Below are 23,953 nucleotides of genomic sequence, written 5' to 3' on the forward strand. Positions count from 1 at the left end.
TTTATCTTAGAAATATTTATTAGATAAGCTTTCTGTCAGTAAGTTTTACAATAAAAAGCGTAATCTATAAACTTAGATTACGCTTTTGAGGAAAGAAAATGGATAAATTTAAGGAAATTTTTGAAGCGATTAAAGCTGACCCACAGAACAAAGAATATACAAAAGAAGGGATAGAGCCGCTTTATTCTGTCCATAAAGAAGCAAAAATTTGTATTATTGGTCAGGCGCCAGGTATTCGAGCACAAGAATCACGACTCTTTTGGAATGATCCGTCAGGTGACCGCCTGCGTGATTGGCTTGGAATTGACCGAACCACTTTTTATGAGTCAAATAAAATATCTATTTTGCCTTTAGATTTTTATTTTCCTGGAAAAGGAAAATCAGGTGATCTGCCACCTCGGGCAGGTTTTGCTCAAAAATGGCATAAAGCACTTTTAGAAGAAATGCCTGAGATTGAACTTTTTATTCTAGTAGGTTCTTATGCCATAAAGTATTATTTAAATTTAAAATCATCAGCAAAAACAACAGAAGTGATTCGTGATTTTGAAGCTTACTTACCAAAATATTTTCCGCTTGTTCATCCCAGCCCACGAAATAATATTTGGTTAGCCAAAAATCCGTGGTTTGAGCCTGAACTTTTACCAGAACTAAAAAAAAGAGTTGCTCAATTAATGAAATAAATTACTGACAGGCTGTCAGTAATAAAAAAAAGTTACTGACAGTATGTTAGTAACTTTTTTATATCCAATTACTCAATATATTTTTCTGACATCACTATTTTCAGATTTTAAGCAAATGTATTCAAATTATGCCAGTTCTATCCATAGGATATCTTCTGAAATTCTTTTTCCGCCAATTCATACAAACAATGATTCAGATGGTAATGGTCCAAAAATTGATAAATATTAACCGATTCAATCACATCAAAATAGCTAATATAATCAACAATATAGTCATGCATTTCCTGTTTATTAATAGTGACTTTGATTTCATCCTCAAATATTTCAGTAATTGCTTGGTGCATTTCCGAATATTCTTTGCTGATAATTGAATAAGCTAATTCAAAAGGTGCATCCGTCGTATCAACAAAGACATTAAAATATTCATAACTTCCGCCATTAGCTTCAAATATCTCCCAGAGAAGAAGAATCGCTTCATGGTTTGCTCTTACCTCATGCGGATTTATTGCGTCGAAGTATTCTCCACGATGATTGTCTTTATTAAGAATATGGATCAGTTCATGAGCGACTTCAAAAGGAGAAGCATCCTTGAAATTATAAACCATTATTTTGTTATCCACATTAACCACCGCAGCTATTGGAAAAGTATCTACTGCAAAAATCTCAAAGCCACATTTTTCAATTTCTTTGAGGAGATAGTCTAAAAGCTCCTGTCTGCCCATAGAAAACCTCCTTATTTATCCTTATCTTCCAAACGTTTCCCAAGAGCAAGTTTCATGGCATTTTTTATTTCATCAGTCAAAGGTTTGCCGTCAAATGAAACCCATTTATCCCAATTAACTTTGCTATCATCTACTAAATCAGCCAGATCAACAGTTTGGTTTTGTTCTCCATTTTTCAAAGCAACAATTTTTGTACTTTCTTTTTCTTGCTCTTTTTTCTCATTTTTAGCAAAACTAAGAACTTTTTCCTGCCGTATATCATTTAGAGACTTGCTGACTTCCACTATTTCGGCCACAGTTGAAGTTTGTTCTTGCTTACTTTGCCAATCCTCTAAAGAGTAGCCTTTTTTATATGAAGGATCAATATCAGATTTTAATATTCCTAAGCTATCAGAAATTTTTTGAAGATTACCCGCATTAGGTCTTGTGACTCCTTTTATATAGCCGGATAATGTTGTTGGAGGAATTCCAGCTTTTCTAGCAAATTCAGCTTGGGAAACTCCTTTTTCTTTTATTTTTTGTCTAATATTATTAGAAATAAGTTTTTTTAATTCCTCTTCTTGAGGTGTTAAAGTTCCTCTTCCCATTATTTCATCACTTTCTTGAAATTTATTCTACCGTTATTATAACGAATTAAACAGTATAAATCAATGGAATTTTTTAGAATATATGTAATTTTTCTTGGTGAACTGTTTAAACGGTATTTGTTGTAAAAAGGAAGGAGAAAACAATGATACAAGAGGAAGATTTTTGGAATTTAATTGAACAGAAACTTTTGGAAAGGATAATGAGTTTTGGAGAACTTTCAAGAAAAATTTTAAAAAATGGAAGTGATGGTCAAATCTATGATAAACGTGCGAAAAACCTATACCTATCAATAAAAACTCTTAAAAGACTAAGTTTTCTTTTCACTGATGATGAGCTCTATTTAATTTGTAGAGGCAATGAAAGGAGTGGTTATGATAATTACGCCAGCTTTTATAAATTCAGAGAGAAATAAAAAAGCAGGCGAAGAATTTTGGGCGTTTTGCCTAAGTAACATGGGAAGAGTTATTTGCAAGAGAATAGAAACTACATTTTATATTATTGCAATAGATACATGTTTTGATTTATATAAGCATTAAAAGATTTCTCACCCTCCGGTGCTTTTTCTTTTGCCTTTAATCGACCATTTAACTTGAAAATATCTATACAACTTCATATAATATAGAATATCTATGCACCGGTTTCTATCATAAAAAGTAACCTATTTTATGAGTTTTCTATTCTATAAAGGTATTCTAGTGTATAGCAAGGCGTCTAAATTGATTAGACGTTTTTTTATTATTCATTCAATAAAAGAAGCATATAATAGATTCATTTCCAAAAATAAACTTTTTCATAAATACTTCTAAGCGCCTATTACTCCGATCGCTTTTTTTATAAGTTGACAAGTATAGTGTGATGTAGTACAAGATGACCACTTATATAAATGTTATAAAACTTCAATAATCGTGTTGGATTCTTACTGGATGAGTTTCGGTTGGCTCTTCCTGTTATTCATATTAGCTGCTCTTTGGAGTGGCTTTTTTATTTTCCAATTTAAATACAAATTTATCGAATTCGACCAGTTTACATTATTGCTGACCTCAACAATATTTGGTATTATACGGTTTGTAGATAGGCGCCCCTCATTTTTGATGGTCGCCTAATTATGTTATAATAAAACTCTTAAACATGGGTGTCAGCAATTTGCTGGCATTTTTTATAAAAAACCTTAGTCTTTGTATTGAATTGTTATTTATGATAGTCTTTTATTAATATAAAATATAGGAGTATATTTATGAAAAAATTTACAATTACCATAATTTCCTTGTTATTACTTTTGACGTTGGGTGCATGTAACTCTCAAAAATCAAATACAAGCAATAGTTCTAAAGCGGAGACATCATCAAAAGTTACGAAAAAAAGTCCACAAAGTGATAATCCCACTCAACCCAGCAGTTCACAGCAAAGCCAGTCCACACACTCATCGCCACAAAGCAAAATAGTTGATACAAAAAATCTATCTGATTTGCAATTCAAACAATGGATTGCAATGTATGAAGGAGAACATCCTCTTGATGATAGACCAGAAAGAATTATTATTAGAAGGAACGATGCTGGTGAAAGAATTGCAAGAACTGACATTACACAAGGTCAGATTGATTCAAGGAACTATTTTGCAGTAGATAGTAATGGCTTTTTAAAAAGTCTAGATTTTGAAAATTATCCAAACCTAAAGGTATCTTCAAAAAATTTTCCTATAATCAATCAAAAAAAATTAAATGAAAAAGAAGTATTATTCTGGGTAGTAGCTGTTCAAGATGCACTTTTTAAGAGTGAAGGTATCAATCCAGGATTTGATGTATTCTATGATGTAAATATTCATTTAGAAAATAACATTGTCTATGCGGATGTTTTTAGAATAGATTATTCAGATGATCCAAATGGCGGAGTAGCAATTGCTAATAAGACTAAAATTAATGAGTTCATGGTTAATGCTGATGGAGATTTAGAGATGATGGATAAAAATGATAGTTCCAAATACACAATTATTTCCAAAATATTTATGGACACGTCAATGATTAAATAAAGTAAATAGTATTAATTTCTTTCATAAGTTATTTTGAAAAAGTAATAATTTCTGTTTATTAATAGTTAGTTCAGTTGGATAGAGCTAACGGCTCATAACATTTGGTCGCTGGTTTGAGTCCAGCAATAACCATAAATAAAAAGCCTCTTAATTATAAGAGGCTTTTTTATATTTTAATCGCTAAATTCAGTTCTTTCCATTTGAATATGTTGAATACCAGCTTCTTCAAAAACTTGCCCTACCTCATTAAAGCCGTGTTTGCTATATAAACCTTTGGCAGAAAGTTGTGCATGAAGTTCTAATTTATTTAATTTGCTTTCTTTAGCAAACTCAATCAGACGATTGATTAGAAGAGTTGCATAACCATGACCTCTTGCTTCTTTTAAAATTGCCATTCGTTGAATTAGCGCTTTTTTTTCATCCCAATCAGCAAGCAAACGAACGGTACCTTTGGCAAGACCATCGTCATAAAGAACAAAATGAACAGAAGAGGCCTCTTCAAGAGCGTTTCCAACTTCAAGTTCATAAGGAACGCCTTGTTCTTTGACAAAAACTTGATTACGAATCCGTAAAGCATCAAAATAAATATCAGACATAGTATCACGAGTTACTCTAATTTCCATAATTTCTCCTAAAGATTAGTTTGCTTAAAAGCCTTGGATTTATTATAATATAAATAGTCTAAAAATAGCAGAAATAAGTTATTTAAAATAACAATTATTCAATCATTTATTTTAAGAAAGACAAAAATATATTAAATAAAGGAAATTTATGTTCAAAAATAGTAAATTATTCTTCTGGACAGTGGAAATATTAGCCGTTACTTTGTTAATCTTTCTCTTGTCTCAGATTGATTTTGTATTTCAACCCATTAAAACATTGTTGACGCTCTTATTTGTCCCATTTATTATTGCAGGTTTTTTATATTATGTTTTTAATCCTGTTGTTACTTTCATGGAAGAGAAGTTAAGAATAAAAAAGGTATTAGGAATTTTTATTGTTCTTTTATTAATCTTAGGAATGATTATTTTTGCAGTTGCCTCAGTCATTCCAAGCTTAATTTCACAGTTGACAAGTCTAATTAATGCAACTGGGAAAGCTTATCCACAAGTTAGGGCTTGGATTGAAGGGCTTCAACATAATCCACGATTCGCTCAAATCTACGACCAACTTGATGTTAATAGTCTTGTTGAGAAATTAAATCTTTCGTATACTGATATTTTGCACAATTTGCTTAATAGTATCACGGTTAGTGTTGGAAGTATCGTTGGTATCATTACAAGCATTGTTATGGTAATGATTTTGGTACCAATCTTACTTTACTATATGCTTAAAGATGGTGAAAAGATTATTCCGTTTTTGAAGGAAAATGTTTTGACCGAAGATAGATTGAATATCTTTGAACTTCTTGAAAATATGAATCATACGATTTCACGTTATATTTCAGGAGTTGCGCTTGATGCCTTGCTTGTCTTTATTGTCGTCTTTATTGGTTACATGGTTCTTGGAATTCCTTATGCCTTTCTTTTCGCACTCTTTGCTGGAGTAACAAATCTCATTCCTTATGCGGGTCCATATATTGGTGTTTTACCGATGATAGTAACGGTGGCCTTTAATCGACCAGTAACAGCACTTATTGCCGTTATCTATGTCCTTGTTTTGCAACAGCTTGATGGTAATCTGGTTTATCCTAAAATTGTGGGGTCAGCTGTTAAAGTTCATCCAGTAACCGTTATGATTCTCATGTTAATTTCTGGAAGTTTGTATGGAATTTTAGGAATGATTATCGCTGTTCCTGCTTATTGCTTAGTCAAAGAGATTGTTAAATTTGCCAATAGCCTTTATAATAATCATAAAGCCGAACAAAGAAAAATTATTTCAAAATGAGAACAAAAATATGATATAATAATTCTATCTAAATTGTTAACTCTCATTTTCAGTAAAATTGAGTTGGCAAAGTTTTGAGTGTTAAAATAAACACTATAATATTTTTCTCAAGGAGCACTAATGTCAAACCCTGATCCCGAGAGTGTATCGATACTCTTGCAGATTCTTTTACTTATTTTTTTAACAGCTTTAAATGCCTTCTTTTCAGCCAGTGAGATGGCCATGGTCAGTCTCAGCCGGACGAAAGTAGAACAAAAGGCTAGCGAAGGTGATAAGAAATATATCAACCTTGTTAATATCCTTAATCAACCAAGTAATTTCCTCTCAACGATTCAAATTGGGATTACTTTGATTAATATTTTAGCGGGGGCTAGTTTGGCCGAAGCCTTATCTTCACGTTTAGCTCCACTGTTAGGTGGAACAGCTCTAGCTAAAACTTTGGCTCAAATTATTGTTTTAGCTGTCTTAACTTATGTCTCTCTCGTATTTGGTGAACTTTATCCGAAACGAATTGCCCAAAACCTCAAAGAAAAATTGGCCTTAAGAGTCGCACCACCTATCCAATTTTTGGGAAAAGTGATGAAACCTTTCGTTTGGTTTTTAGCAAGTTCAACAAATGTCTTAAGCCGATTGACTCCGATGAAATTTGATGATTTGGATGAAGGGATGACTCGAGATGAAATTGAGTATTTGCTTAATACAAATGATGAAGCACTTGACGCTAATGAGCGTGAAATGATTACTGGGGTGTTCAGCTTAGACGAGTTGGTTGCGCGTGAAATCATGGTTCCAAGAACGGATGCTTTCATGATTGATATTAATGATGATTCACGTGAAAATATTACCGCTATTCTAAGTGAAACTTATTCACGGGTACCAGTTTATGATGATGATAAAGATAATATTCTGGGAATTTTACATGTGAAAAAACTTTTAAGATATTCTTTTGACCATGGTTTTGATGATATTGACTTACGAGAAATTCTTCAAGAACCTTTGTTTGTTCCTGAAACAATCTTTGTTGATGACTTAATGCGTCAAATGCGTAAAACTCAGAATCAAATGGCTGTATTATTAAACGAATATGGTGGTGTTGAAGGCGTAGTTACCTTAGAAGATTTACTAGAAGAAATCGTTGGTGAAATTGATGACGAAACCGATATTGCTGAAGAAGAAGTCTTCAAAATCGGTGAAAATCTCTATGTTGTCCAAGGGAAAATGACTTTGAATGACTTCAATGAAGAATTTGATACACATCTTGAAAGCAATGACGTTGATACAATTGCAGGTTATTTCTTAGCGACAACTGGTAAAATTCCAGCCAAAGGACAACAAATTGTCTGCAAAGTAGATAATGATGAAGATCATTTTTCACTGACAAGTTTAGAAGTCTCTGGAAAACGTGTGGTTAAACTTCGTGTTGAATTTGATGTCGAACCAGAAGAAACAGAAATTAAAAAAAATTACTGACAGAAATTCTGTCAGTTTTTTTATAGAATAAAACTGATAATTATTTAGATAAGCCCTTACATTTAGGTGCTGACAAGAAATAATTTACTAAAACTTTTTACTGACAGAGCCCTTATCTGTAACTTTTACTGACAGAATTTGATTTGATAAAATCAATGAATTGCGGTATGATAGGGGTGTGAAATAGTGTTTTGAATTGGAGAAGATGATGTCAGAGAATATAGATGAACTTAAAAAAGTTACTGGACTGATTCATTCAACTGAATCTTTTGGTTCTGTTGATGGCCCTGGGGTCCGTTTTATTATTTTCATGCAAGGCTGTCGGATGCGTTGCAAGTATTGTCACAACCCTGATACTTGGGCATTAAAGTCAGATAAAGCGACAGAGCGTACCGTAGAAGATGTTATGGATGAGGCACTTCGTTTTAGAGGTTTTTGGGGAGAGAAAGGTGGAATTACCGTTTCTGGTGGTGAGGCGCTCCTTCAAATTGACTTTGTATTAGCTCTTTTCAAATATGCAAAATCTCTCGGTATTCATACAACACTTGATACAGCGGCTCAACCATATTTGACTGATAAATATGTAACCGAAAAAATTGATGAGTTACTAGATTATACCGACTTAGTATTATTAGACATTAAAGAAATAAATCCAGAACGACACAAAGAATTGACAGCTAATAAAAACGATAATATTTTAGCTTTTGCACAGTATTTATCAGACCGTGGTAATGCAATGTGGGTTCGTCACGTTCTTGTTCCTGGTGAAAGTGATTTTGATGAAGATTTAGTTCAATTAGGTGAATTTGTAAAAACTTTAAAAAATGTCTTGAAATTTGAAATTTTACCTTACCATACAATGGGCGAATTTAAATGGCGTGAATTAGGTTGGAAATATCCGCTTGAAGGTGTGAAACCTCCAACAAAAGATCGTGTTCATAATGCTAAAGAAATCATGAATACAGAATCTTATCAAGATTACTTAGAACGTATAAGATAAAAAATAAAAATGAATTTGAAGTTATTCAGATTCATTTTTTTGTTACAAAACGAACAATCGAATAAAATCAGTCCTAAATGAAAATGAAAATGTGCTTAATCAGCCATTTTTTGGTATAATTTAAGGGATGATAACCCAAATAATTTTTAGTTAAAACTAGAAGTTTAAGTGGGAAATTAAAATTTTTAAAATGAGGTAAAAAAATGTCTGATAAAATACTTGTTTTTGGTCATCAAAAACCTGATACTGACGCTATCGGCTCATCATATGGATTTTCATATTTGAGCAACCACCGTCCAAATGGTGCCCTTAACACTGAAGTAGTTGCTCTTGGAACTCCAAATGAAGAAACACAATTCGTATTGGACTACTTTGGCGTGAAAGCTCCACGTGTAGTAAAATCAGCAAAAGAAGAGGGTGTGGATACAGTAATTTTGACTGACCACAATGAGTTCCAACAATCAATCTCTGATATTGAAGACTTAACAATTTATGGTGTAGTTGACCACCACCGTGTGGCTAACTTTAATACAGCAGCTCCTTTGTTTATGACTGTTGAACCTGTTGGTTCTGCGTCATCAATTGTTTACCGTAAATTCCTTGAAGCAAATGTTGAAATCCCTAAAGAAGTTGCTGGACTTTTACTTTCAGGTTTGATTTCAGATACTTTGCTTTTGAAATCACCAACGACTCATGTAACAGACCATAAAGTTGCTAAAGAACTTGCTGAAATTGCTGGTGTTAACCTTGAAGAATATGGACTTGCAATGCTCAAAGCTGGAACAAATTTATCTACTAAAACAGCAGAAGAATTGATTGATATTGATGCAAAAACTTTTGAATTGAATGGTTCAAATGTTCGTATTGCACAAGTTAATACAGTTGATATTCCAGAAGTTTTAGAACGTCTTTCAGATATTAAAGCAGCTATTAATGCTTCAATGACAGCAAATGGATACGATGACTTTGTCTTTATGATTACTGACATTGTTAACTCAAACTCTGAAATTATTGCTTTGGGTGCACATCCAGAAAAATCAGAAGCAGCTTTCAACTTTACACTTGCAGATGACCACGCCTTCCTTGGTGGTGCTGTTTCACGTAAAAAACAAGTTGTTCCACAATTGACTGAAAGCTTCAATAAATAATGACTATTAAAATCTATAATGAAAATCGGCTGACAAGTCAGCCCTTTTTTAAAGATTTGATAGAATATTTAGCACAACATGATGAAGTCATGCTCAGACAGATTCATAAAGATTTTGCTGACGTTAAAAATATTGACCGGCAAATTGACTCATTTATTGCTGCTGGGTTAATCTTACGTTCTGATAAACGTTATTCGCTGGGCTTTCATGTTTTTAATGACAGTGAGTTTGATTGGGAAACTTTAAAAGACAAAATTGCTGAACCACAGAAAAACATCTACGAAGCTCCAATTTTTATTGAAAAGGAGTCACGGATTGAAAGGCTATTATCCCAAAGTATACTTTATCAATCTTTGACTAATCAAACGAATCAAGTTATCTTGAATTTCATGACATCTTTTTCTTACAAAGAATATCCACAGAATACTGAAATTCCACAATCACTTGCCAATTATTTTGATAAAGTGGCCAAAAATTTACCTTTAACTCCGCTTGAAACAGAGGTTTATCAAATGATTGGCGATGTTGACCCAGAATATGCACTTAAGTATATGACTACTTTTCTTTTGAAATTTATGCGTAAAGAAGTTGTCAAATCTAAGTCGGATATTTTTGTCAATATGCTGGAGAAATATAAGTATATTGAAAAAATTTCGGAAAAAGAATACAAATGTCTTTTGAAATTTTCAGAACAAGTGATTCCAGAGCAGAAATATGCTGATGCTAAATCTTTCATTATTGCTCAAATTCAACAAACCTCAGCTATTGAGCCATTCATCTCACTTGGAGACAAATAGGCTATTAGAATAAATTTAAGGAGAACAAATGAAGTACGAAAAACTGTTACCACGTTTTCTTGAATATGTTAAAGTAAATACACGTTCAGATGAAAACAGCACAACAACACCTTCAACTCAAGCGCTCGTAGAATTTGCCCACAAAATGGGTGAAGATATGAAAGCCCTTGGTCTCAAAGATATTCATTATCTTGAATCAAATGGTTATGTTATCGGTACAATTCCTGCAAATACAGATAAAAAAGTGCGCAAAATTGGACTTTTAGCTCACTTGGATACTGCTGATTTCAACGCAGAGGGTGTTAACCCACAAATTTTGGAAAATTATGATGGTGAATCTGTGATTAAACTTGGTGATACTGAGTTTACACTTGATCCAAAAGATTTCCCAAATCTTAAAAACTACAAAGGGCAAACTTTAGTTCATACTGACGGAACAACTTTGCTTGGTTCAGATGATAAATCTGGTGTAGCTGAAATCATGACTTTAGCTGACTATCTTTTGAATATTAATCCTGATTTTGAACATGGTGAAATTCGTGTTGGATTTGGTCCTGATGAAGAAATTGGTGTAGGTGCTGATAAATTTGACGTAGCTGACTTTGATGTTGACTTTGCTTACACTGTAGATGGTGGACCACTTGGAGAACTTCAATATGAAACTTTCTCAGCAGCTGGTGCAGTGATTGAGTTCCAAGGTAAAAATGTTCACCCAGGGACAGCAAAAAATACAATGGTTAATGCATTGCAATTAGCAATTGACTACCACAATGCACTTCCAGAATTTGATCGTCCTGAAAAAACCGAAGGCCGTGAAGGTTTCTTCCATCTTTTAAAACTTGATGGTACACCAGAAGAAGCAAGAGCTCAATATATCATTCGTGACCATGAAGAAGGTAAATTCAACGAACGTAAAGCTTTGATGCAAGAGATTGCAGATAAAATGAATGCTGAACTTGGTCAAAACCGTGTGAAACCAGTTATTAAAGACCAATACTACAACATGGCTCAAATCATTGAAAAAGATATGTCAATTATTGATATTGCTAAAAAAGCAATGGAAAATCTTGATATTGTCCCAATTATTGAACCAATTCGTGGTGGAACTGATGGGTCTAAAATTTCATTTATGGGACTTCCAACACCAAACCTTTTTGCAGGTGGTGAAAACATGCACGGACGTTTTGAATTTGTTTCTGTACAAACAATGGAAAAAGCTGTAGATACTTTGCTTGAAATCATTCGTTTGAACAATGAAGTAGTAAAATAAAAGAAAAAGAGAGAGTAATTAGTTTTTAAGCTCGATAATAAAAGAACAAGTCGCCCAAGAAGGTTTTTGATTAAAAATCTTCATGAGCGGCTTGCTTTGCGCTTATCTTATAATTTTCAGACTAATTGCTACTTTTCGATAACTTTCTGCTACTGTATAAAATATTATTCTGTTTCTAAATATTTTACTGACAACTTTGTTAGTAAAATTGAGCTATTATTCAAGACTTTAAAAATAAAATTGACTGATTATAAGTCAATTAATGTAAAAGGAAAGATTATGTCACAAAACACAAAAGGTAAACTCTCACTCGTAGGACTCTCGTTGATGATATTTACGACAGTCTTCGGTTTTGGGAATATCCCTGTCGCTTTCTACCAAATGGGTTACGGCGCCATTCCTTGGTATATTATTGGAGCCCTGCTCTTTTTCCTCCCTTTTGCCTTTATGGTAACGGAAATGGGTTCAGCATTTAAAGATGAAAAAGGAGGAATTTATTCATGGATGAGTGAGGCAGTTAACCCTACCTTCGCCTTCGTTGGAACATTCATGTGGTATGCTTCTTATGTTATCTGGATGGTAAGTGTTGCCAATAAAATTTTGATTCCAATGGTCAATTTGATTTTTGGTAACTCAACACACACCCCTTCATTACTTTGGATTTCAATTGCAGCTGTAGTTTGGATGGCATTGATTACCTTTATGGTCTCAAAAGGTGTGGAAACCATTAAAAAATTCACCTCTATTGCGGGGGTTGCCGTTCTTTCACTCAATGTTATATTAATTCTTGGTGCTGTTCTTGTACTTGTTGTTAATGGTCATCCAGCAACACCAATTAACCTTGCTGCTTTTACTTCATCTCCTAATCCAACTTTTGATGGTAGTATTGTTGCCTTTATTGCCTTTCTTGTTTTTGCCATTTTTGCTTATGGTGGGGTTGAATCAATTGCTGGTTTAGTTGACCAAACTCATGAGCCTGAGAAAAACTTCCCACGAGGAATCATCACGTCAGCACTTATTATTGCTGTTGGTTATGCTGTTGCTATTCTTAGTGTTGGTTTCTTTGTTGATTATTCACAATGGATTCCAGCCATTAAAGATGGATCAATGAACCTTGGGACTGTTCCTTACATGCTTTTGCAAAACCTTGGTGAAGCGGTTGGTCATGCACTTGGACTTTCTACTTCCGGAGCAGATATGCTTGGTGGTATTTTCGCCCGCTATATTGGTCTTTCTATGCTTCTTGCTTACATGGGTGCCTTCTTTACCTTGACTTATAGTCCAATCAAACAGTTGATTACTGGTACACCAGAAAAACTTTGGCCCGGTAAATTAGGAAAACTTGATGAAGAAGGAATGCCAAAATTTGCAATGTGGATTCAATTTGCAATTGTTACCTTAATTATTGTTTTGAATTTCTTGACTTCACAAGGTGGAGCAAGTCAATTCTTCCTCATTTTGACTTATATGGCTAATGTTTCTATGACTTTGCCTTATCTCTTCATCGTTATTGCTTTCTGGTACTTCAAGAAGAATAAAAATATTGTTAAACCAATTGAATTCTTTAAATCAAATTTTGTTGTGAACTTCTTGACAATTTTGGTCTTGGTTGTTGTTGGTGGGGCTAACTTCTTCACAATTATTCAACCAATTGTGAATTATGTTCAATTACCAGCTGTTGACCAAACTGGTAAAGCATTATCTGAAATGTTGACATCATTTATTTCAATGATTGGTGGGCCACTTATCTTTGGTGTAATTGCCTACTTCATGATGCGCAACTATAGAAAGAAAAATAACTTGTAATAAAATTATTTTAAAAAAATAAAAGCTGAGTTTGCTCAGCTTTTTTTATATTCAGATATTTTGTCGATAAAAAGCCTTCCATATTTTTCGAGTTTAACAGGTCCGACACCAGAAATTTGTAAAAATTGACTTGGACTATCCGGCAGAACTTGAGCCATTTCTTTAAGGGCACTATCAGAAAAAATCATGAAAGGAGGGACGCCTTCTTCCTTGGCTAGTTCAAGTCGAAGTGCACGAATACTTGCAAAACATTCTTCATCAAAATGATGAGAGATTTTTGTTTTCGATTCAATAATTAAGCTAGCTTTGCGATAAACTTTGATTTGTCCTTTGAGGACTTTTAATCCTTGGGCTGAAATAAGGAGAAGTGGGAATTTACCTGATGTAATGTTTAAATAACTTTCAGCAGATAGAAAATCGATTAATTCACCCACGGTTTTTTGGGAATGGTTTTTCATAATTCCAAAAGTCGATAGAGATTCAAAATTCCATTTTGCAATATTTTTATTTTTAGAACCAATCAAAACTTGTGCTACGGCCGTCTTACCAAAACGTTCACCCATTCGGACGACACAAGATAGGACTTTTTGAGCATCAATTGTAATATCGAGAAGCTCTCTTTCATCAAGACAATTACTACACTTTTTACAATCTTCACCTTCATCACCAAAATATTGCAAGATATAGCGTTGCAAACAGGTTTCGGCACTTGTGTATGCTTGCATTTGTCGAAGCTTTTCGTATTCATGTTCCTTGTGCGCTTCATCACCTTCACCTTGCTCAATCAAGAAATTACGAATTCGTAAATCATTTGGTGAAAAAAGGAGGATAGCATCAGATTCAAGCCCGTCCCGTCCTGCTCGCCCAGCTTCTTGATAATAACTTTCAATTGTTGCGGGAAGGGCATAATGAATCACAAATCGAACATTTGGTTTATTGATTCCCATGCCAAAAGCATTAGTGGCAACCATTATCGGTACTTCGTCAAAGAGAAAAAGTTCTTGATTTATTTGACGTTCCTGTTCGCTCAGTCCAGCATGGTAACGAACGGCTTTGAAATGATTATGGTTGAGCCATTCACAAATTTCTTCAACTTCTTTACGAGTGCTGGCATAGATAATTCCAGCAGCCTCACTTTCTTGATTTTTAAGATAATTTTTAAGAAAAGTTCTCTTATCCATCCCTTTGACTACTTCAAAACGTAAGTTTTCTCTAAGAAAACCGGTTTTAATAGTATGACTGGGGGAAATTGAAAGAAGTTTTTGAATATCATCTGCAACTTTTGGTGTCGCAGTAGCCGTAAGGGCTAAGACGGTAGGATTTGTTGGTAAATATTGGAGATGAGAGGCAAAATCGACATAACTGGGTCTGAAATCGTGCCCCCATTGTGAAATGCAGTGTGCTTCGTCTATGGCAACTAAATCAATTGGAAGTTTTTGTAAAAAGGCATTGAAATAGTCTAATGAAAAACGCTCTGGTGCTACAAAAAGAAGCTTGATTTCGCCATTTTCAACCTGTCGCATTCTTTGATAAGATTCGGAATCCTCTAAGGTAGAGTTAATAAATGTTGCTGGAATTCCGGCAATATTCAGCTGGTCGACTTGATCTTTCATCAAGCTAATAAGTGGGGAGATTACGAGAGTAAGCCCTGGTTGAATAAGAGCTGGTAACTGATAGCAGATTGATTTTCCAGCTCCTGTGGGTAAAATACCAAGAGTGGCTTGTCCATCTAGGACTTGTTCAATAATTTGTTTCTGACCATTTCGGAAATTGTCATAACCAAAAATTTCTTTTAATTTAGCTTCTAAATTCATTCTTACTATATTATACGTAAAAGAAGAAAAAAAATCACAAATGACTCATAAAAATTGATAACGAATGGTTCAAAGATTACATTAAAAGAACCAAGATGTTTTTGTTACTTTAAATGATACAAAATGAAGTGAAAAGTGATATAATAAAACAAAAGAATGCGTTTACAAAATTTTATATATAGAGGAGACTTTCTTATGAAAGCAGCAGTAGTAAGACACAATCCAGATGGTTATGCGGACCTTGTTGAAAAGGAACTTCGAGCAATCAAACCTAATGAAGCTTTGCTTGACATGGAGTATTGTGGAGTCTGTCATACCGATTTGCACGTTGCAGCAGGTGATTATGGCAACAAAGCAGGGACTGTTCTTGGTCATGAAGGAATTGGAATTGTCAAAGAAATTGGAACTGATGTAAGCTCGCTTCAAGTTGGTGATCGGGTTTCAGTGGCTTGGTTCTTTGAAGGATGTGGTCACTGTGAATACTGTGTATCTGGTAATGAAACTTTTTGTCGAGAAGTTAAAAATGCAGGATATTCAGTTGATGGCGGAATGGCTGAAGAAGCAATTGTTGTTGCCGATTATGCTGTCAAAGTTCCTGACGGACTTGACCCAATTGAAGCTAGCTCAATTACTTGTGCTGGAGTAACAACTTACAAAGCAATCAAAGTATCAGGAGTAAAACCTGGTGATTGGCAAGTAATTTTTGGTGCTGGAGGACTTGGAAATTTAGCAATTCAATATGCTAAAAATGTTTTTGGAGCAAAAGTAATTGCTGTTGATATTAATCAAGATAAATTAAATTTAGCTAAAAAAATTGGAGCTGATGTGATTATCAATTCTGGTGATGTAAATCCAGTTGATGAAATTAAAAAAATAACTGGCGGCTTAGGAGCACAAAGTGCAATAGTTTGTGCTGTTGCAAGGATTGCTTTTGAACAAGCGGTTGCTTCTTTGAAACCTATGGGCAAAATGGTTGCTGTGGCACTTCCCAATACTGAGATGACTTTATCAGTTCCAACAGTTGTTTTTGACGGAGTGGAGGTTGCAGGTTCACTTGTCGGAACAAGACTTGACTTGGCAGAAGCATTTCAATTTGGAGCAGAAGGTAAGGTAAAACCAATTGTTGCGACACGCAAACTGGAAGAAATCAATGATATTATTGATGAAATGAAGGCAGGAAAAATTGAAGGCCGAATGGTCATTGATTTTACTAAATAAATATAAAAGAGGCGATGCAGATGAATTCAAAAAATTTGGTCAATTATTCAAGTGATGAATTTAACAATCTTTCGCAATTTCAACAAGAAGAAATTACAAACAATTTTAAAGAAGCTATTTTGTACAAAATGAAAGAAAAAAATTTGCATATCGATGAGGTAAGTGAAAAAGCTGGCTATTCTTCACGGAATCTTTCAGCATTACTTTATTCGGATACTGTAAGTTATGAAACTCATGCGGAATTACAAAGAATTCTTGCTGTTGTTAATTCTTTTGCCTAGTCAGAAGAAAAAGAAAAAACGACTCCTATTGAGTCGTTTTTTTATGATTAATTTACTGACAGAATTTTTGTCAGTAAATTAGAGATATTTTTGAGCAGCAGCTGTATCTCCAATATAAGGTTGACGTTTTCCGTCTTTTAATTGGAACATATCAGTCCCTTTTCCAGCGATAATCACAGCATCGTCAGTACTTTTAGTTTTACTGACAGCTTTTTTTATTGCCAATTCACGGTCAAGTTCAAAATCAAGTGTGCGACTGACAAAAGAAGCAATCTCGTCAGCAATTATTTTAGGGTCTTCTCGATTTGAATCATCAGTAGTTAAAATGACATCAAGTCGCGGATGTTTTTCAATCACTTGTCCGAAATCTTTCCGGCGACTTTCGCCTTTATTTCCGGTTGAACCAAGGACTAGAACAAGCTGACCAGCATGGTGTTCTTCAACAACTTCAACAAGATTTTCTAATGACAGGCCGTTGTGAGCATAATCAATATAGATGTGAGCGCCATTTTTGGCAGTAAGAAGTTCCATGCGTCCTGGAACAACAGCAAGAGCTAAACCATCATGGATATTTTCTAATGAAGCGCCTAAAGCTTTAGTTGCTAATGCTGTAGCTAAGGCATTTTCTTGGTTGAAGCGTCCTAATAAGCGAATGTCAAATGCTCCACTGACAGAACCGTCAGTAACAAAATGAAGTCCTTTTGATTCAATAATTTTATTTTCAGAATCAGCACCATAGAAAGCATGTGGAATTTTACGTTCCTTAAGTTCCTCTTTAATGATAGCAAAGTGATTCATTTCGGAATTAGCAACAAAATAACGTGAATTTTTGAGAAGTTGACGTTTGCAGTAAAAATAATCTTCAAGCGTTGGATGTTCAACTGGGCCAATGTGGTCAGGAGAAATGTTTAAGAAAACTCCAACATCAAATGTTAAACCGTAAACCCGTTCTGTTTTGTAAGCTTGGCTTGAAACTTCCATGACCAAATGTGTCATTCCATTTGTCAGAGCTTTTGCCATCATTTCTAGTAAATCAAGACTTTCAGGAGTTGTCAATTCTGATTTAAAATAATTTTTTCCATCCAAAGTTGTTTGGGCAGTAGATAAAAGTGCAGTTTTGCCACCGTTCATTTTGTCAAGGATTGCTTTAGCAAAATAAGCAGAAGTGGTTTTTCCTTTTGTACCAGTCAAAGCTAAGGTTTTGAGTTTATTTTGTGGAAAATCATAAAAGCTTGCAGCGATTAGAGCCATTGCTCGTTTAACATCAGTGACAATAATTGCTGGGAGAGCTACTTCATAATCAAATTCTGAAACATAAAAAGCAGCTTCTAAGTCTGTTAAATATTCTTTTTTAAAATTCAAACCCTTGGCAAAGAAAAGGGTATTTTCTGTTGATTTTCGTGAATCATAAGAGAGTTGGTCAAAGTTTACTTCCTTTGGCCAGTTGAAATAATATTCGCCAGCAGAAGAAATCTCACGGAAATTATTATCTTTTTTTAGTATTTCTATAACTTGTTCAAGCTTAATCATGTGAGGAATGCCTATTTATCGCTAAATTCGCGATACCTTTCTAAAACAAGGAAACTAAGGGAAAAATCCCATTACCCTATATTATAGCACAAGCCAAGAGCTGGTGCATGTCCCATTTGTTTATAGATGGTAATAGATGACATCGTGAATTAATGATCTAAAACCATTCTTTTATTGTCAAAATACAGAACTTAGGGTAAAATGGAACAATGGAAGATTCAGAAAAAATAATGAATACAGGTCAGCAGTCACCAAAAACGGCTGCAAAATCAAAAGATCAGATGCTCTCTGGTGCTGCTTGGCGGACTGGTGCGGACATGATTGGGAAAATACTAGGGGTAGTTTATATTATTCCTTGGTATGCTTGGATGGGGCGTTTTGGTAATGAGGCCAACTCCCTCTTTAGTATGGGTTATAATATCTATGCTCTTTTCCTATTGATTTCAACAGTGGGGATTCCGGCGGCAATTGCGCGTGAAGTGGCTCGCTATAATACATTAGATGACCCTAACATGGCTTACCGGCTCGTTCGGCAAATGCTCGGAGTGATGCTGGTTCTTGGAATTGTTGCGTCAGGGCTCATGTTCTTTCTTGCAGGTCCACTCTCAGCCCTTGTTGGCGGTAAGGATAGCGCAGATTTAATTCCAGTCATGAAAAGTTTAGCATTGGCTGTCTTGATTTTCCCTTCAATGTCAGTTATTCGAGGATATTTCCAAGGTCTGAATCAGGTGAAAGCTTATGCTATGAGTCAGCTTTTGGAACAAATTGTTCGGGTCATTTGGATGCTAGCAGCAACTTTTGCTATCATGAAGTTAGGTTCGCATAATTGGCAAAATGCCGTGACACAATCTACCTTGGCTGCTTTTATTGGGATGTTAGGTTCCTACGCTGTATTATTCTATTACTTACAGAAATCAGGAAATCTTAATAAATTAATTAATCCTGGTCCTGTAAAATCTAAAATTAATGCTTTAGAAATTTTTAGATCAACATTACACACAGCCATTCCATTTATTGTCATTGGTTCAGCTATTCAAATTTTTAAAATTATTGATAACTCAACCTTTATGAATATGATGCCTTGGGTAACAAACTATAGTCATAATGAATTGCTTGTTCTGATGAGTTATTTCTCAGCAAATACTGATAAATTAACGATGGTCTTGTTGGGTGTCGCATTGACGCTTGGTTCTGTTTCAGACCCTCTGATTACAGAGCACTATGTTCAAGGAAATCGGCGTGAACTTGCAACGTTAGTGGGTTATAATTTCCAATTATACGTTGGTTTTATGCTTCCGGCCGTGATTGGAATGTCACTATTGACTAAACCGATTTATACAATTTTCTACCAAATTCCTTCTGGATTACAAAGTAGTTTGTTTGTCTTTGCTATTTTACAAACCTTCTTGTTGGGACTTTATATGATTGTCTATCCTCCACTGACAGTAATGGACCATAAACGTTTGGCAATGCGAATCTTTACCTTGACTCTTGTCATTAAATTAGTTTTGCAAGTTCCAATGATTCTTATTTTCCATACTTATGGACCTTTACTTGCGACCACTGTTTCGTTCTTAGTTGGTGTTTTCTTATTCATTAGAAAACTACATGAGTTAACTCATTTTTCAATTAAGAATACAGTTCGCGGAATTCAAGGGGCAACTTTACTGACAGGATTTATGGCTATTGTGGTTATTATTGTTGAAATCATTTTAGGTTTTATTTTCGGTAAGAGCCCAGGTCGAATTGCCTCAGTATTTATTGCTGCCATTGCCGGTGGTGCAGGATTTTATACTTATCTCTGGTTTGCTGCTAAACTTGGACTTCTAGAAAAATGGTTTGGTCCAAGAGGTTTGTCACTTCGTCGAAAATTACATATCTAATAAAAAATAAGTCTGTCAGTAAAAAAGTTACTGACAGACTTATTAATAAGAGTTAAAAAGGATAATAAATGGCAGAAATTACCGAAAATACAAAAAAGATTTTAGAAGTTATTCTAAATTTAAAAGAGGGGCAGGTCATGAGTTATCGAGATGTGGGAGCTTTAGCTGGATTTCCAAATGGTGCACGGCAGGTTTCTAGAATTTTGCATTCGATGTCTAAAAAATATGAACTACCATGGTGGCGTGTAGTGCGTTCTGACAGAACAATTGGATTGCCAGAGCCTGCTAAAAGTGAGCAAATGGAACTTCTAAAAAAAGAGGGAATTTCTTTTACAGCTCAAGGGAAAATAATTATTGAAGATGAACTGCTCTAATAAATAAAAAGTACTTCTATATTTTAGAAGTACTTTTTGTATTCAATTAACTATTACCAAATTTTAAGACGATTTTCTGGTGCACGATACATCTTATCTGTTTCTTTAACATCAAAAGTTTCGTAAAATTCTTCAAGATTTGTTGGTGGAATATTGGCACGAAGTTTAGCGGGTGCATGAACATCCATTGACAAAAGCATTTGTTGGAATTCTTTACTTGCTTTCATGCGCCAAATCTTAGCCCACTGACTAAAGAAAGCCTTCAAATCAACGTCTTTCTCATCTTTAGCTGCTGTCAGTGCCGCTGTAATTCCTCCTTGGTCAGCAATATTTTCTGACACAATGAGTTTTCCATTTGCTGGACCAGCTTCGGTTTCTACGCCGTCAAAGAGTGCAATCATTTCTTTTTGCTTTTCTTCAAAAGCTTCATAATCTTCATCTAACCACCATTTGTTCAAATTTCCTTCTTTATCGAATTGGGCACCGTTGTTATCAAAAGCATGAGAAATTTCATGAGCAATGACTGCGCCGATTCCACCGTAATTTTGTGATGAAGATTGTTCAAGAGAGTAAAAAGGAGCTTGCAAAATTGCTGCTGGAAAAACAATTGTATTACTATCAGGACTATAATAAGCATTGACCATATGAGCAGGCATATGCCAGCTTGTTTTATCAACATCTTCTGAGAATTTTTCAAAAGTTCGAGCAGTCAAAATTTCATCGAATTTAAGGGCATCTTCATAGAGAGAGCCAGAAGTTGTTTTTAAACGACTATAAATTTCAGGCAATTTATCTGGGAAACCAATGAAAGGAGTAATAGCATCCAATTTTTCAATGGCTTTTTCAGCGGTTTCTTGACTGAGCCACTCATTTTTAGACAAACGCGCTTGGTAAACTTTAATCATTGCAGTGACCATTCGTTTGACATCGGACTTAGCAGCTTCGCCAAAATATTTTTTACCATAGAATAAACCAATCACTTGGCTAAAATAAGACTCAGTCAAATCAAGTTGATGTTTTTCTTGACTTCTTGCTTCTTGAACATTTGAAAGGAAACGTCCGTAAGCTCCACCAAGAATTCTAAGGTCTTCATTGAAGAAAGAAGTAGCGCCACGTGCAATTTTTGTCAGCATCCAAGCTTTAATGAGCGACCAATTTTCTTCATTGATAAGTGAATCAAATGATTCGTAAAAACGGTCTTCATAAACAATGACTTTATCAGGTTCAGTTTTTACTAAATCTTTAATTAAAGATTTTAAATCCAGGTTTTTAACTTTACTGCCAAAGTTGTCAGTAGAAATTGGATGATAAAGTTCAGCATATTTTGCCCACTCTTCAGAAGTATTTGCTGACGGAACTAAAAGAGCATCGAATTTAAGGGCAGACTTTGCAATCTCTTCTGCATTTTCAACATCAAATGTCTTTAAAATTTCGCTTGTATTTTTAGCCCAAAAATCAAGTAATTCTTTTTTTCTAGGGTGTTCATCATTATAATAAGTGGTATCAGGTAAAATCAAGCCCGGACCAGAGAATCCAAGAGAATAGTGAATAGCATCTTTCATATCAGGTTCAACACTAAAAGAAAATGGAAGAGGAGCCTGTGAATGGAAAACGAGTTGAGTCAGATTATTTTTAAATTCTTCAAAAGAATTTAAAGTTTCAACTTTAGCAAGTTCATTTTTTACGGCAGAAAAATCCGCTTTTTCTCTCGCTTGCCAATCTCCTGCTTTATTATAAAATTTGATTGCTTCAAGCAATTCTGGATTATCAGTAGGTAGGTTTTGTGATAACTCAGCTAAATCTTTAGCCAAATTTTTCTCATTTTTTAGTACTAATTCATCAAAAGCTGAAATTCTTGGTTTGTCAGCAGGAATTTCTGCATTTTCTAACCATTCAGCATTAACAGTAGCGAATAAATCATCTTGAATCCTTGTCATATCGACCTCCTATTATGGATATTTTTTATATTATATCACTTTGATTATGCATTTTCAGCACCTTGATATAATTATTGACCTATTATATCTTGCTGGAATTTTTTATAAAAGTTGAATGTTAATATTAATAATATCTACTTCCCAATCTTTAACATAATCTTCCGAAAAAAGACTAATGAAACGGTAGCTGTCATCGCTAATAAATGTATAATAAGCAAAGTAAGTTTCCTCTTTTTGTTCAATCTTATTTCTGTTAATGAGCTGTTCCTTATTTTCGGTGCAAAGATATAATTTACCTAGAAAAAAAGATTTTTCGTTTCTTTTTAGTTCAAAACTTATTTTATATTTTGAGTTTTTTTTGAAAGATGTCTTGATAGAAAAATTTAATTTGTTCTCTTTATTATCTTCAACATTATATGAAGTTCGGACTACTTTTAAAGAATCATCTAGAATTTTAAAATAGAAAGTTCGACTTGTATCAGGAAGACGTACTGACCAATTCTCCCAATCAAATTGAAGTTCATCTTTTTCCAAGGTGATATCTACATCAATTAAAAATTCGTTAAGGTAACGTAAAAGAATATTATAATTGTTCCATGCAAATGTACCATGACTATAAAAAGCATTACGGTTAAAAAGCATTTTGTAATTTAGATTAAGCAAAGTTATTTTTTCCAAATGTAATTTTTTTAAAAATGGATATGAACCAGTGACATTATCAGAAGTAATCAATTTTATTTTATTGGGAGTCAATAAGGTAGAGGCTAATAAATGATTATAGCGTTCTAGAAAAGAAGTTGGGACTAAATCAAAAGAAAAAGTTGTGTCACAATTATCTTTAAATTCTTCCCAAAAGATAGAGCGATCAAGTAGAGGGTCTAAAAGAACCATAGGATAATCCCCCAAAAGTCCATGTAAGAATGCACCAACAGCTCCTCTACTTTCACCAACTAAAAAAATATTCTCTTTTTCGATATGATTTTCTTTTGCTATTTTTTTTATTAAATTCTGTACATTATCTTCGTAATCAGGAAAATTTACAGTGTTCTGAAAAAATGAACCTGTAATGAGATTAGTATCTGCAATTCTTAAAATAGAAGTATTATGTGGAACACGCTTCATTAAAGATGACCAGCGTTGATTGGGCCAAGCAAAATATCTCATTTCTGCATTAACTGTGAACTTATCTGATAAAGGTGGGAACCAAACGACTAATTTATCTGTTAAATCTCCATCCCAACAATTGGTCTTTTCAAACTGATAATAAACCCCTTTGTATTCCTTCATGTTTTTGTAAATAATATCTTCAATCGGTTTTAAAAGATATCCCTTCTCTTCATCATAACCGTCGAAAGTATAATTTTTTAGAGCATATTCTTTTATTTTTTCATAGTCTGAACTCTCAGGGAGCATAAAATTTTTTAATCCCATATTTTGTTCTTTTCCGGGAAAATTTTCTTTGCTTGGCCAAATATATTCTACTTGTCTTTCTTCCATTATTTTTCTCGATTCACTTTAAGAA

21 protein-coding genes and 1 tRNA gene are annotated in these 23,953 nt (G+C 34.2%); 15 read left to right on the forward strand and 7 right to left on the reverse strand.

The features are described 5' to 3' along the window. Positions 1 to 98 precede the first annotated feature (98 nt). Entirely contained in the window at positions 99 to 680 is a 582-nt protein-coding gene (locus IAE51_RS08155) for a uracil-DNA glycosylase family protein (RefSeq protein WP_033899885.1), read from the forward strand. Between the two features lie 137 nt (positions 681 to 817). Here the strand turns inward: IAE51_RS08155 and IAE51_RS08160 are convergent, their stop codons facing one another. Further along, entirely contained in the window at positions 818 to 1,402 is a 585-nt protein-coding gene (locus IAE51_RS08160; RefSeq protein ID WP_200095147.1) for a hypothetical protein, read from the reverse strand. A gap of 11 nt (positions 1,403 to 1,413) precedes the next feature. Next, positions 1,414 to 1,989 (reverse strand): helix-turn-helix domain-containing protein, encoded by a 576-nt coding sequence (locus IAE51_RS08165; RefSeq protein ID WP_033899887.1) that lies wholly within the window; start codon positions 1,987 to 1,989, stop codon positions 1,414 to 1,416. A gap of 143 nt (positions 1,990 to 2,132) precedes the next feature. Here IAE51_RS08165 and IAE51_RS08170 point away from each other — a divergent pair, with 143 nt between their 5' ends. The 3 genes from IAE51_RS08170 (at position 2,133) to IAE51_RS08180 (ending at position 4,148) form a co-directional block, all read left to right on the forward strand. Continuing rightward, positions 2,133 to 2,402, forward strand: a complete 270-nt coding sequence (locus tag IAE51_RS08170) for a hypothetical protein (RefSeq protein WP_033899889.1) — start codon at positions 2,133 to 2,135, stop codon at positions 2,400 to 2,402. Positions 2,403 to 3,224: 822 nt separating this feature from the next. Further along, a complete protein-coding gene (locus IAE51_RS08175) occupies positions 3,225 to 4,016 on the forward strand; it encodes a hypothetical protein (RefSeq protein ID WP_200095149.1) in 792 nt (263 codons plus the stop codon). A 65-nt stretch (positions 4,017 to 4,081) separates the two neighbouring features. Then, positions 4,082 to 4,148, forward strand: a tRNA-Met gene (locus IAE51_RS08180). A 41-nt stretch (positions 4,149 to 4,189) separates the two neighbouring features. Here IAE51_RS08180 and IAE51_RS08185 read toward each other — a convergent pair. After that, on the reverse strand, positions 4,190 to 4,639 hold the full coding sequence (locus tag IAE51_RS08185) for a GNAT family N-acetyltransferase (RefSeq protein WP_058203983.1): 450 nt from the start codon (positions 4,637 to 4,639) through the stop codon (positions 4,190 to 4,192). 148 nt (positions 4,640 to 4,787) lie between these two features. Here IAE51_RS08185 and IAE51_RS08190 point away from each other — a divergent pair, with 148 nt between their 5' ends. From IAE51_RS08190 to yjeM, 7 genes are all read left to right on the forward strand, one after another. Further along, entirely contained in the window at positions 4,788 to 5,903 is a 1,116-nt protein-coding gene (locus tag IAE51_RS08190; protein WP_033899895.1) for an AI-2E family transporter, read from the forward strand. Between the two features lie 120 nt (positions 5,904 to 6,023). Then, positions 6,024 to 7,373 carry a hemolysin family protein gene (locus tag IAE51_RS08195; RefSeq protein ID WP_058223249.1) on the forward strand — a complete coding sequence of 450 codons (1,350 nt, stop codon included), beginning with the start codon at positions 6,024 to 6,026 and terminating at the stop codon, positions 7,371 to 7,373. Positions 7,374 to 7,578: 205 nt separating this feature from the next. After that, a complete protein-coding gene (gene pflA, locus IAE51_RS08200; protein WP_003130318.1) occupies positions 7,579 to 8,373 on the forward strand; it encodes a pyruvate formate-lyase-activating protein in 795 nt (264 codons plus the stop codon). Positions 8,374 to 8,576: 203 nt separating this feature from the next. Further along, positions 8,577 to 9,521 carry a manganese-dependent inorganic pyrophosphatase gene (locus IAE51_RS08205; RefSeq protein ID WP_200095151.1) on the forward strand — a complete coding sequence of 315 codons (945 nt, stop codon included), beginning with the start codon at positions 8,577 to 8,579 and terminating at the stop codon, positions 9,519 to 9,521. Next, positions 9,521 to 10,318, forward strand: a complete 798-nt coding sequence (locus tag IAE51_RS08210; RefSeq protein ID WP_200095153.1) for a DUF1803 domain-containing protein — start codon at positions 9,521 to 9,523, stop codon at positions 10,316 to 10,318. The genes IAE51_RS08205 and IAE51_RS08210 overlap by 1 nt, the downstream gene beginning before the upstream one ends. 28 nt (positions 10,319 to 10,346) lie before the next feature. Continuing rightward, positions 10,347 to 11,588, forward strand: coding sequence for a peptidase T (pepT, locus tag IAE51_RS08215; RefSeq protein WP_200095155.1), 1,242 nt, complete (start codon positions 10,347 to 10,349; stop codon positions 11,586 to 11,588). 279 nt (positions 11,589 to 11,867) lie between these two features. After that, positions 11,868 to 13,394: a glutamate/gamma-aminobutyrate family transporter YjeM gene (gene yjeM, locus IAE51_RS08220; protein WP_023189054.1), complete on the forward strand. Its 1,527-nt coding sequence runs from the start codon at positions 11,868 to 11,870 to the stop codon at positions 13,392 to 13,394. Positions 13,395 to 13,429: 35 nt separating this feature from the next. On the opposite strand, the gene recQ is transcribed toward yjeM, so the two are convergent. After that, positions 13,430 to 15,208 (reverse strand): DNA helicase RecQ, encoded by a 1,779-nt coding sequence (gene recQ, locus IAE51_RS08225; RefSeq protein ID WP_012898369.1) that lies wholly within the window; start codon positions 15,206 to 15,208, stop codon positions 13,430 to 13,432. A 195-nt stretch (positions 15,209 to 15,403) separates the two neighbouring features. Between recQ and adhP the strand changes: the two genes are divergently transcribed. Next, the gene (adhP, locus tag IAE51_RS08230; RefSeq protein WP_003130326.1) at positions 15,404 to 16,426 is read left to right on the forward strand and encodes an alcohol dehydrogenase AdhP; all 1,023 of its coding nucleotides are present in this window, start codon (positions 15,404 to 15,406) and stop codon (positions 16,424 to 16,426) included. Positions 16,427 to 16,446: 20 nt separating this feature from the next. Further along, the gene (locus IAE51_RS08235) at positions 16,447 to 16,707 is read left to right on the forward strand and encodes a hypothetical protein (protein WP_017864931.1); all 261 of its coding nucleotides are present in this window, start codon (positions 16,447 to 16,449) and stop codon (positions 16,705 to 16,707) included. Between the two features lie 78 nt (positions 16,708 to 16,785). On the opposite strand, the gene IAE51_RS08240 is transcribed toward IAE51_RS08235, so the two are convergent. Beyond that, positions 16,786 to 18,237, reverse strand: coding sequence for a UDP-N-acetylmuramoyl-L-alanyl-D-glutamate--2,6-diaminopimelate ligase (locus IAE51_RS08240; protein ID WP_033899905.1), 1,452 nt, complete (start codon positions 18,235 to 18,237; stop codon positions 16,786 to 16,788). A gap of 209 nt (positions 18,238 to 18,446) precedes the next feature. On the opposite strand from IAE51_RS08240, the gene IAE51_RS08245 reads away from it, so the two are divergent. Then, positions 18,447 to 20,120 (forward strand): polysaccharide biosynthesis protein, encoded by a 1,674-nt coding sequence (locus tag IAE51_RS08245; protein ID WP_033899906.1) that lies wholly within the window; start codon positions 18,447 to 18,449, stop codon positions 20,118 to 20,120. Between the two features lie 68 nt (positions 20,121 to 20,188). Next, on the forward strand, positions 20,189 to 20,494 hold the full coding sequence (locus tag IAE51_RS08250) for an MGMT family protein (protein ID WP_200095157.1): 306 nt from the start codon (positions 20,189 to 20,191) through the stop codon (positions 20,492 to 20,494). Positions 20,495 to 20,547: 53 nt separating this feature from the next. On the opposite strand, the gene pepO is transcribed toward IAE51_RS08250, so the two are convergent. Together pepO and IAE51_RS08260 are read right to left on the reverse strand one after the other, a co-directional pair. After that, on the reverse strand, positions 20,548 to 22,431 hold the full coding sequence (gene pepO, locus IAE51_RS08255) for a M13-type metalloendopeptidase (RefSeq protein WP_200095160.1): 1,884 nt from the start codon (positions 22,429 to 22,431) through the stop codon (positions 20,548 to 20,550). Between the two features lie 102 nt (positions 22,432 to 22,533). Next, positions 22,534 to 23,928: an XcbB/CpsF family capsular polysaccharide biosynthesis protein gene (locus IAE51_RS08260; RefSeq protein ID WP_058203977.1), complete on the reverse strand. Its 1,395-nt coding sequence runs from the start codon at positions 23,926 to 23,928 to the stop codon at positions 22,534 to 22,536. Between the last annotated feature and the right edge of the window lie 25 nt (positions 23,929 to 23,953).

The sequence above is a fragment of the Lactococcus sp. S64 genome (assembly GCF_016516525.1).
GTDB classification, from domain to species: Bacteria; Bacillota; Bacilli; order Lactobacillales; family Streptococcaceae; genus Lactococcus; species Lactococcus lactis.

Excerpts from the sequence above, each read along its gene's own strand:
- IAE51_RS08235 (WP_017864931.1), top strand. The coding sequence starts at position 16,447 with ATGAATTCAAAAAATTTGGTCAATTATTCAAGTGATGAATTTAACAAT.
- IAE51_RS08205 (WP_200095151.1), top strand. The coding sequence starts at position 8,577 with ATGTCTGATAAAATACTTGTTTTTGGTCATCAAAAACCTGATACTGAC.
- pflA (WP_003130318.1), top strand. The coding sequence starts at position 7,579 with ATGATGTCAGAGAATATAGATGAACTTAAAAAAGTTACTGGACTGATT.
- IAE51_RS08195 (WP_058223249.1), top strand. The coding sequence starts at position 6,024 with ATGTCAAACCCTGATCCCGAGAGTGTATCGATACTCTTGCAGATTCTT.
- IAE51_RS08240 (WP_033899905.1), bottom strand. The coding sequence starts at position 18,237 with ATGATTAAGCTTGAACAAGTTATAGAAATACTAAAAAAAGATAATAAT.
- IAE51_RS08170 (WP_033899889.1), top strand. The coding sequence starts at position 2,133 with ATGATACAAGAGGAAGATTTTTGGAATTTAATTGAACAGAAACTTTTG.
- IAE51_RS08160 (WP_200095147.1), bottom strand. The coding sequence starts at position 1,402 with ATGGGCAGACAGGAGCTTTTAGACTATCTCCTCAAAGAAATTGAAAAA.
- pepT (WP_200095155.1), top strand. The coding sequence starts at position 10,347 with ATGAAGTACGAAAAACTGTTACCACGTTTTCTTGAATATGTTAAAGTA.
- IAE51_RS08165 (WP_033899887.1), bottom strand. The coding sequence starts at position 1,989 with ATGGGAAGAGGAACTTTAACACCTCAAGAAGAGGAATTAAAAAAACTT.
- recQ (WP_012898369.1), bottom strand. The coding sequence starts at position 15,208 with ATGAATTTAGAAGCTAAATTAAAAGAAATTTTTGGTTATGACAATTTC.
- adhP (WP_003130326.1), top strand. The coding sequence starts at position 15,404 with ATGAAAGCAGCAGTAGTAAGACACAATCCAGATGGTTATGCGGACCTT.
- pepO (WP_200095160.1), bottom strand. The coding sequence starts at position 22,431 with ATGACAAGGATTCAAGATGATTTATTCGCTACTGTTAATGCTGAATGG.
- IAE51_RS08185 (WP_058203983.1), bottom strand. The coding sequence starts at position 4,639 with ATGGAAATTAGAGTAACTCGTGATACTATGTCTGATATTTATTTTGAT.
- IAE51_RS08210 (WP_200095153.1), top strand. The coding sequence starts at position 9,521 with ATGACTATTAAAATCTATAATGAAAATCGGCTGACAAGTCAGCCCTTT.
- IAE51_RS08250 (WP_200095157.1), top strand. The coding sequence starts at position 20,189 with ATGGCAGAAATTACCGAAAATACAAAAAAGATTTTAGAAGTTATTCTA.
- IAE51_RS08190 (WP_033899895.1), top strand. The coding sequence starts at position 4,788 with ATGTTCAAAAATAGTAAATTATTCTTCTGGACAGTGGAAATATTAGCC.
- IAE51_RS08260 (WP_058203977.1), bottom strand. The coding sequence starts at position 23,928 with ATGGAAGAAAGACAAGTAGAATATATTTGGCCAAGCAAAGAAAATTTT.
- yjeM (WP_023189054.1), top strand. The coding sequence starts at position 11,868 with ATGTCACAAAACACAAAAGGTAAACTCTCACTCGTAGGACTCTCGTTG.
- IAE51_RS08175 (WP_200095149.1), top strand. The coding sequence starts at position 3,225 with ATGAAAAAATTTACAATTACCATAATTTCCTTGTTATTACTTTTGACG.
- IAE51_RS08245 (WP_033899906.1), top strand. The coding sequence starts at position 18,447 with ATGGAAGATTCAGAAAAAATAATGAATACAGGTCAGCAGTCACCAAAA.
- IAE51_RS08155 (WP_033899885.1), top strand. The coding sequence starts at position 99 with ATGGATAAATTTAAGGAAATTTTTGAAGCGATTAAAGCTGACCCACAG.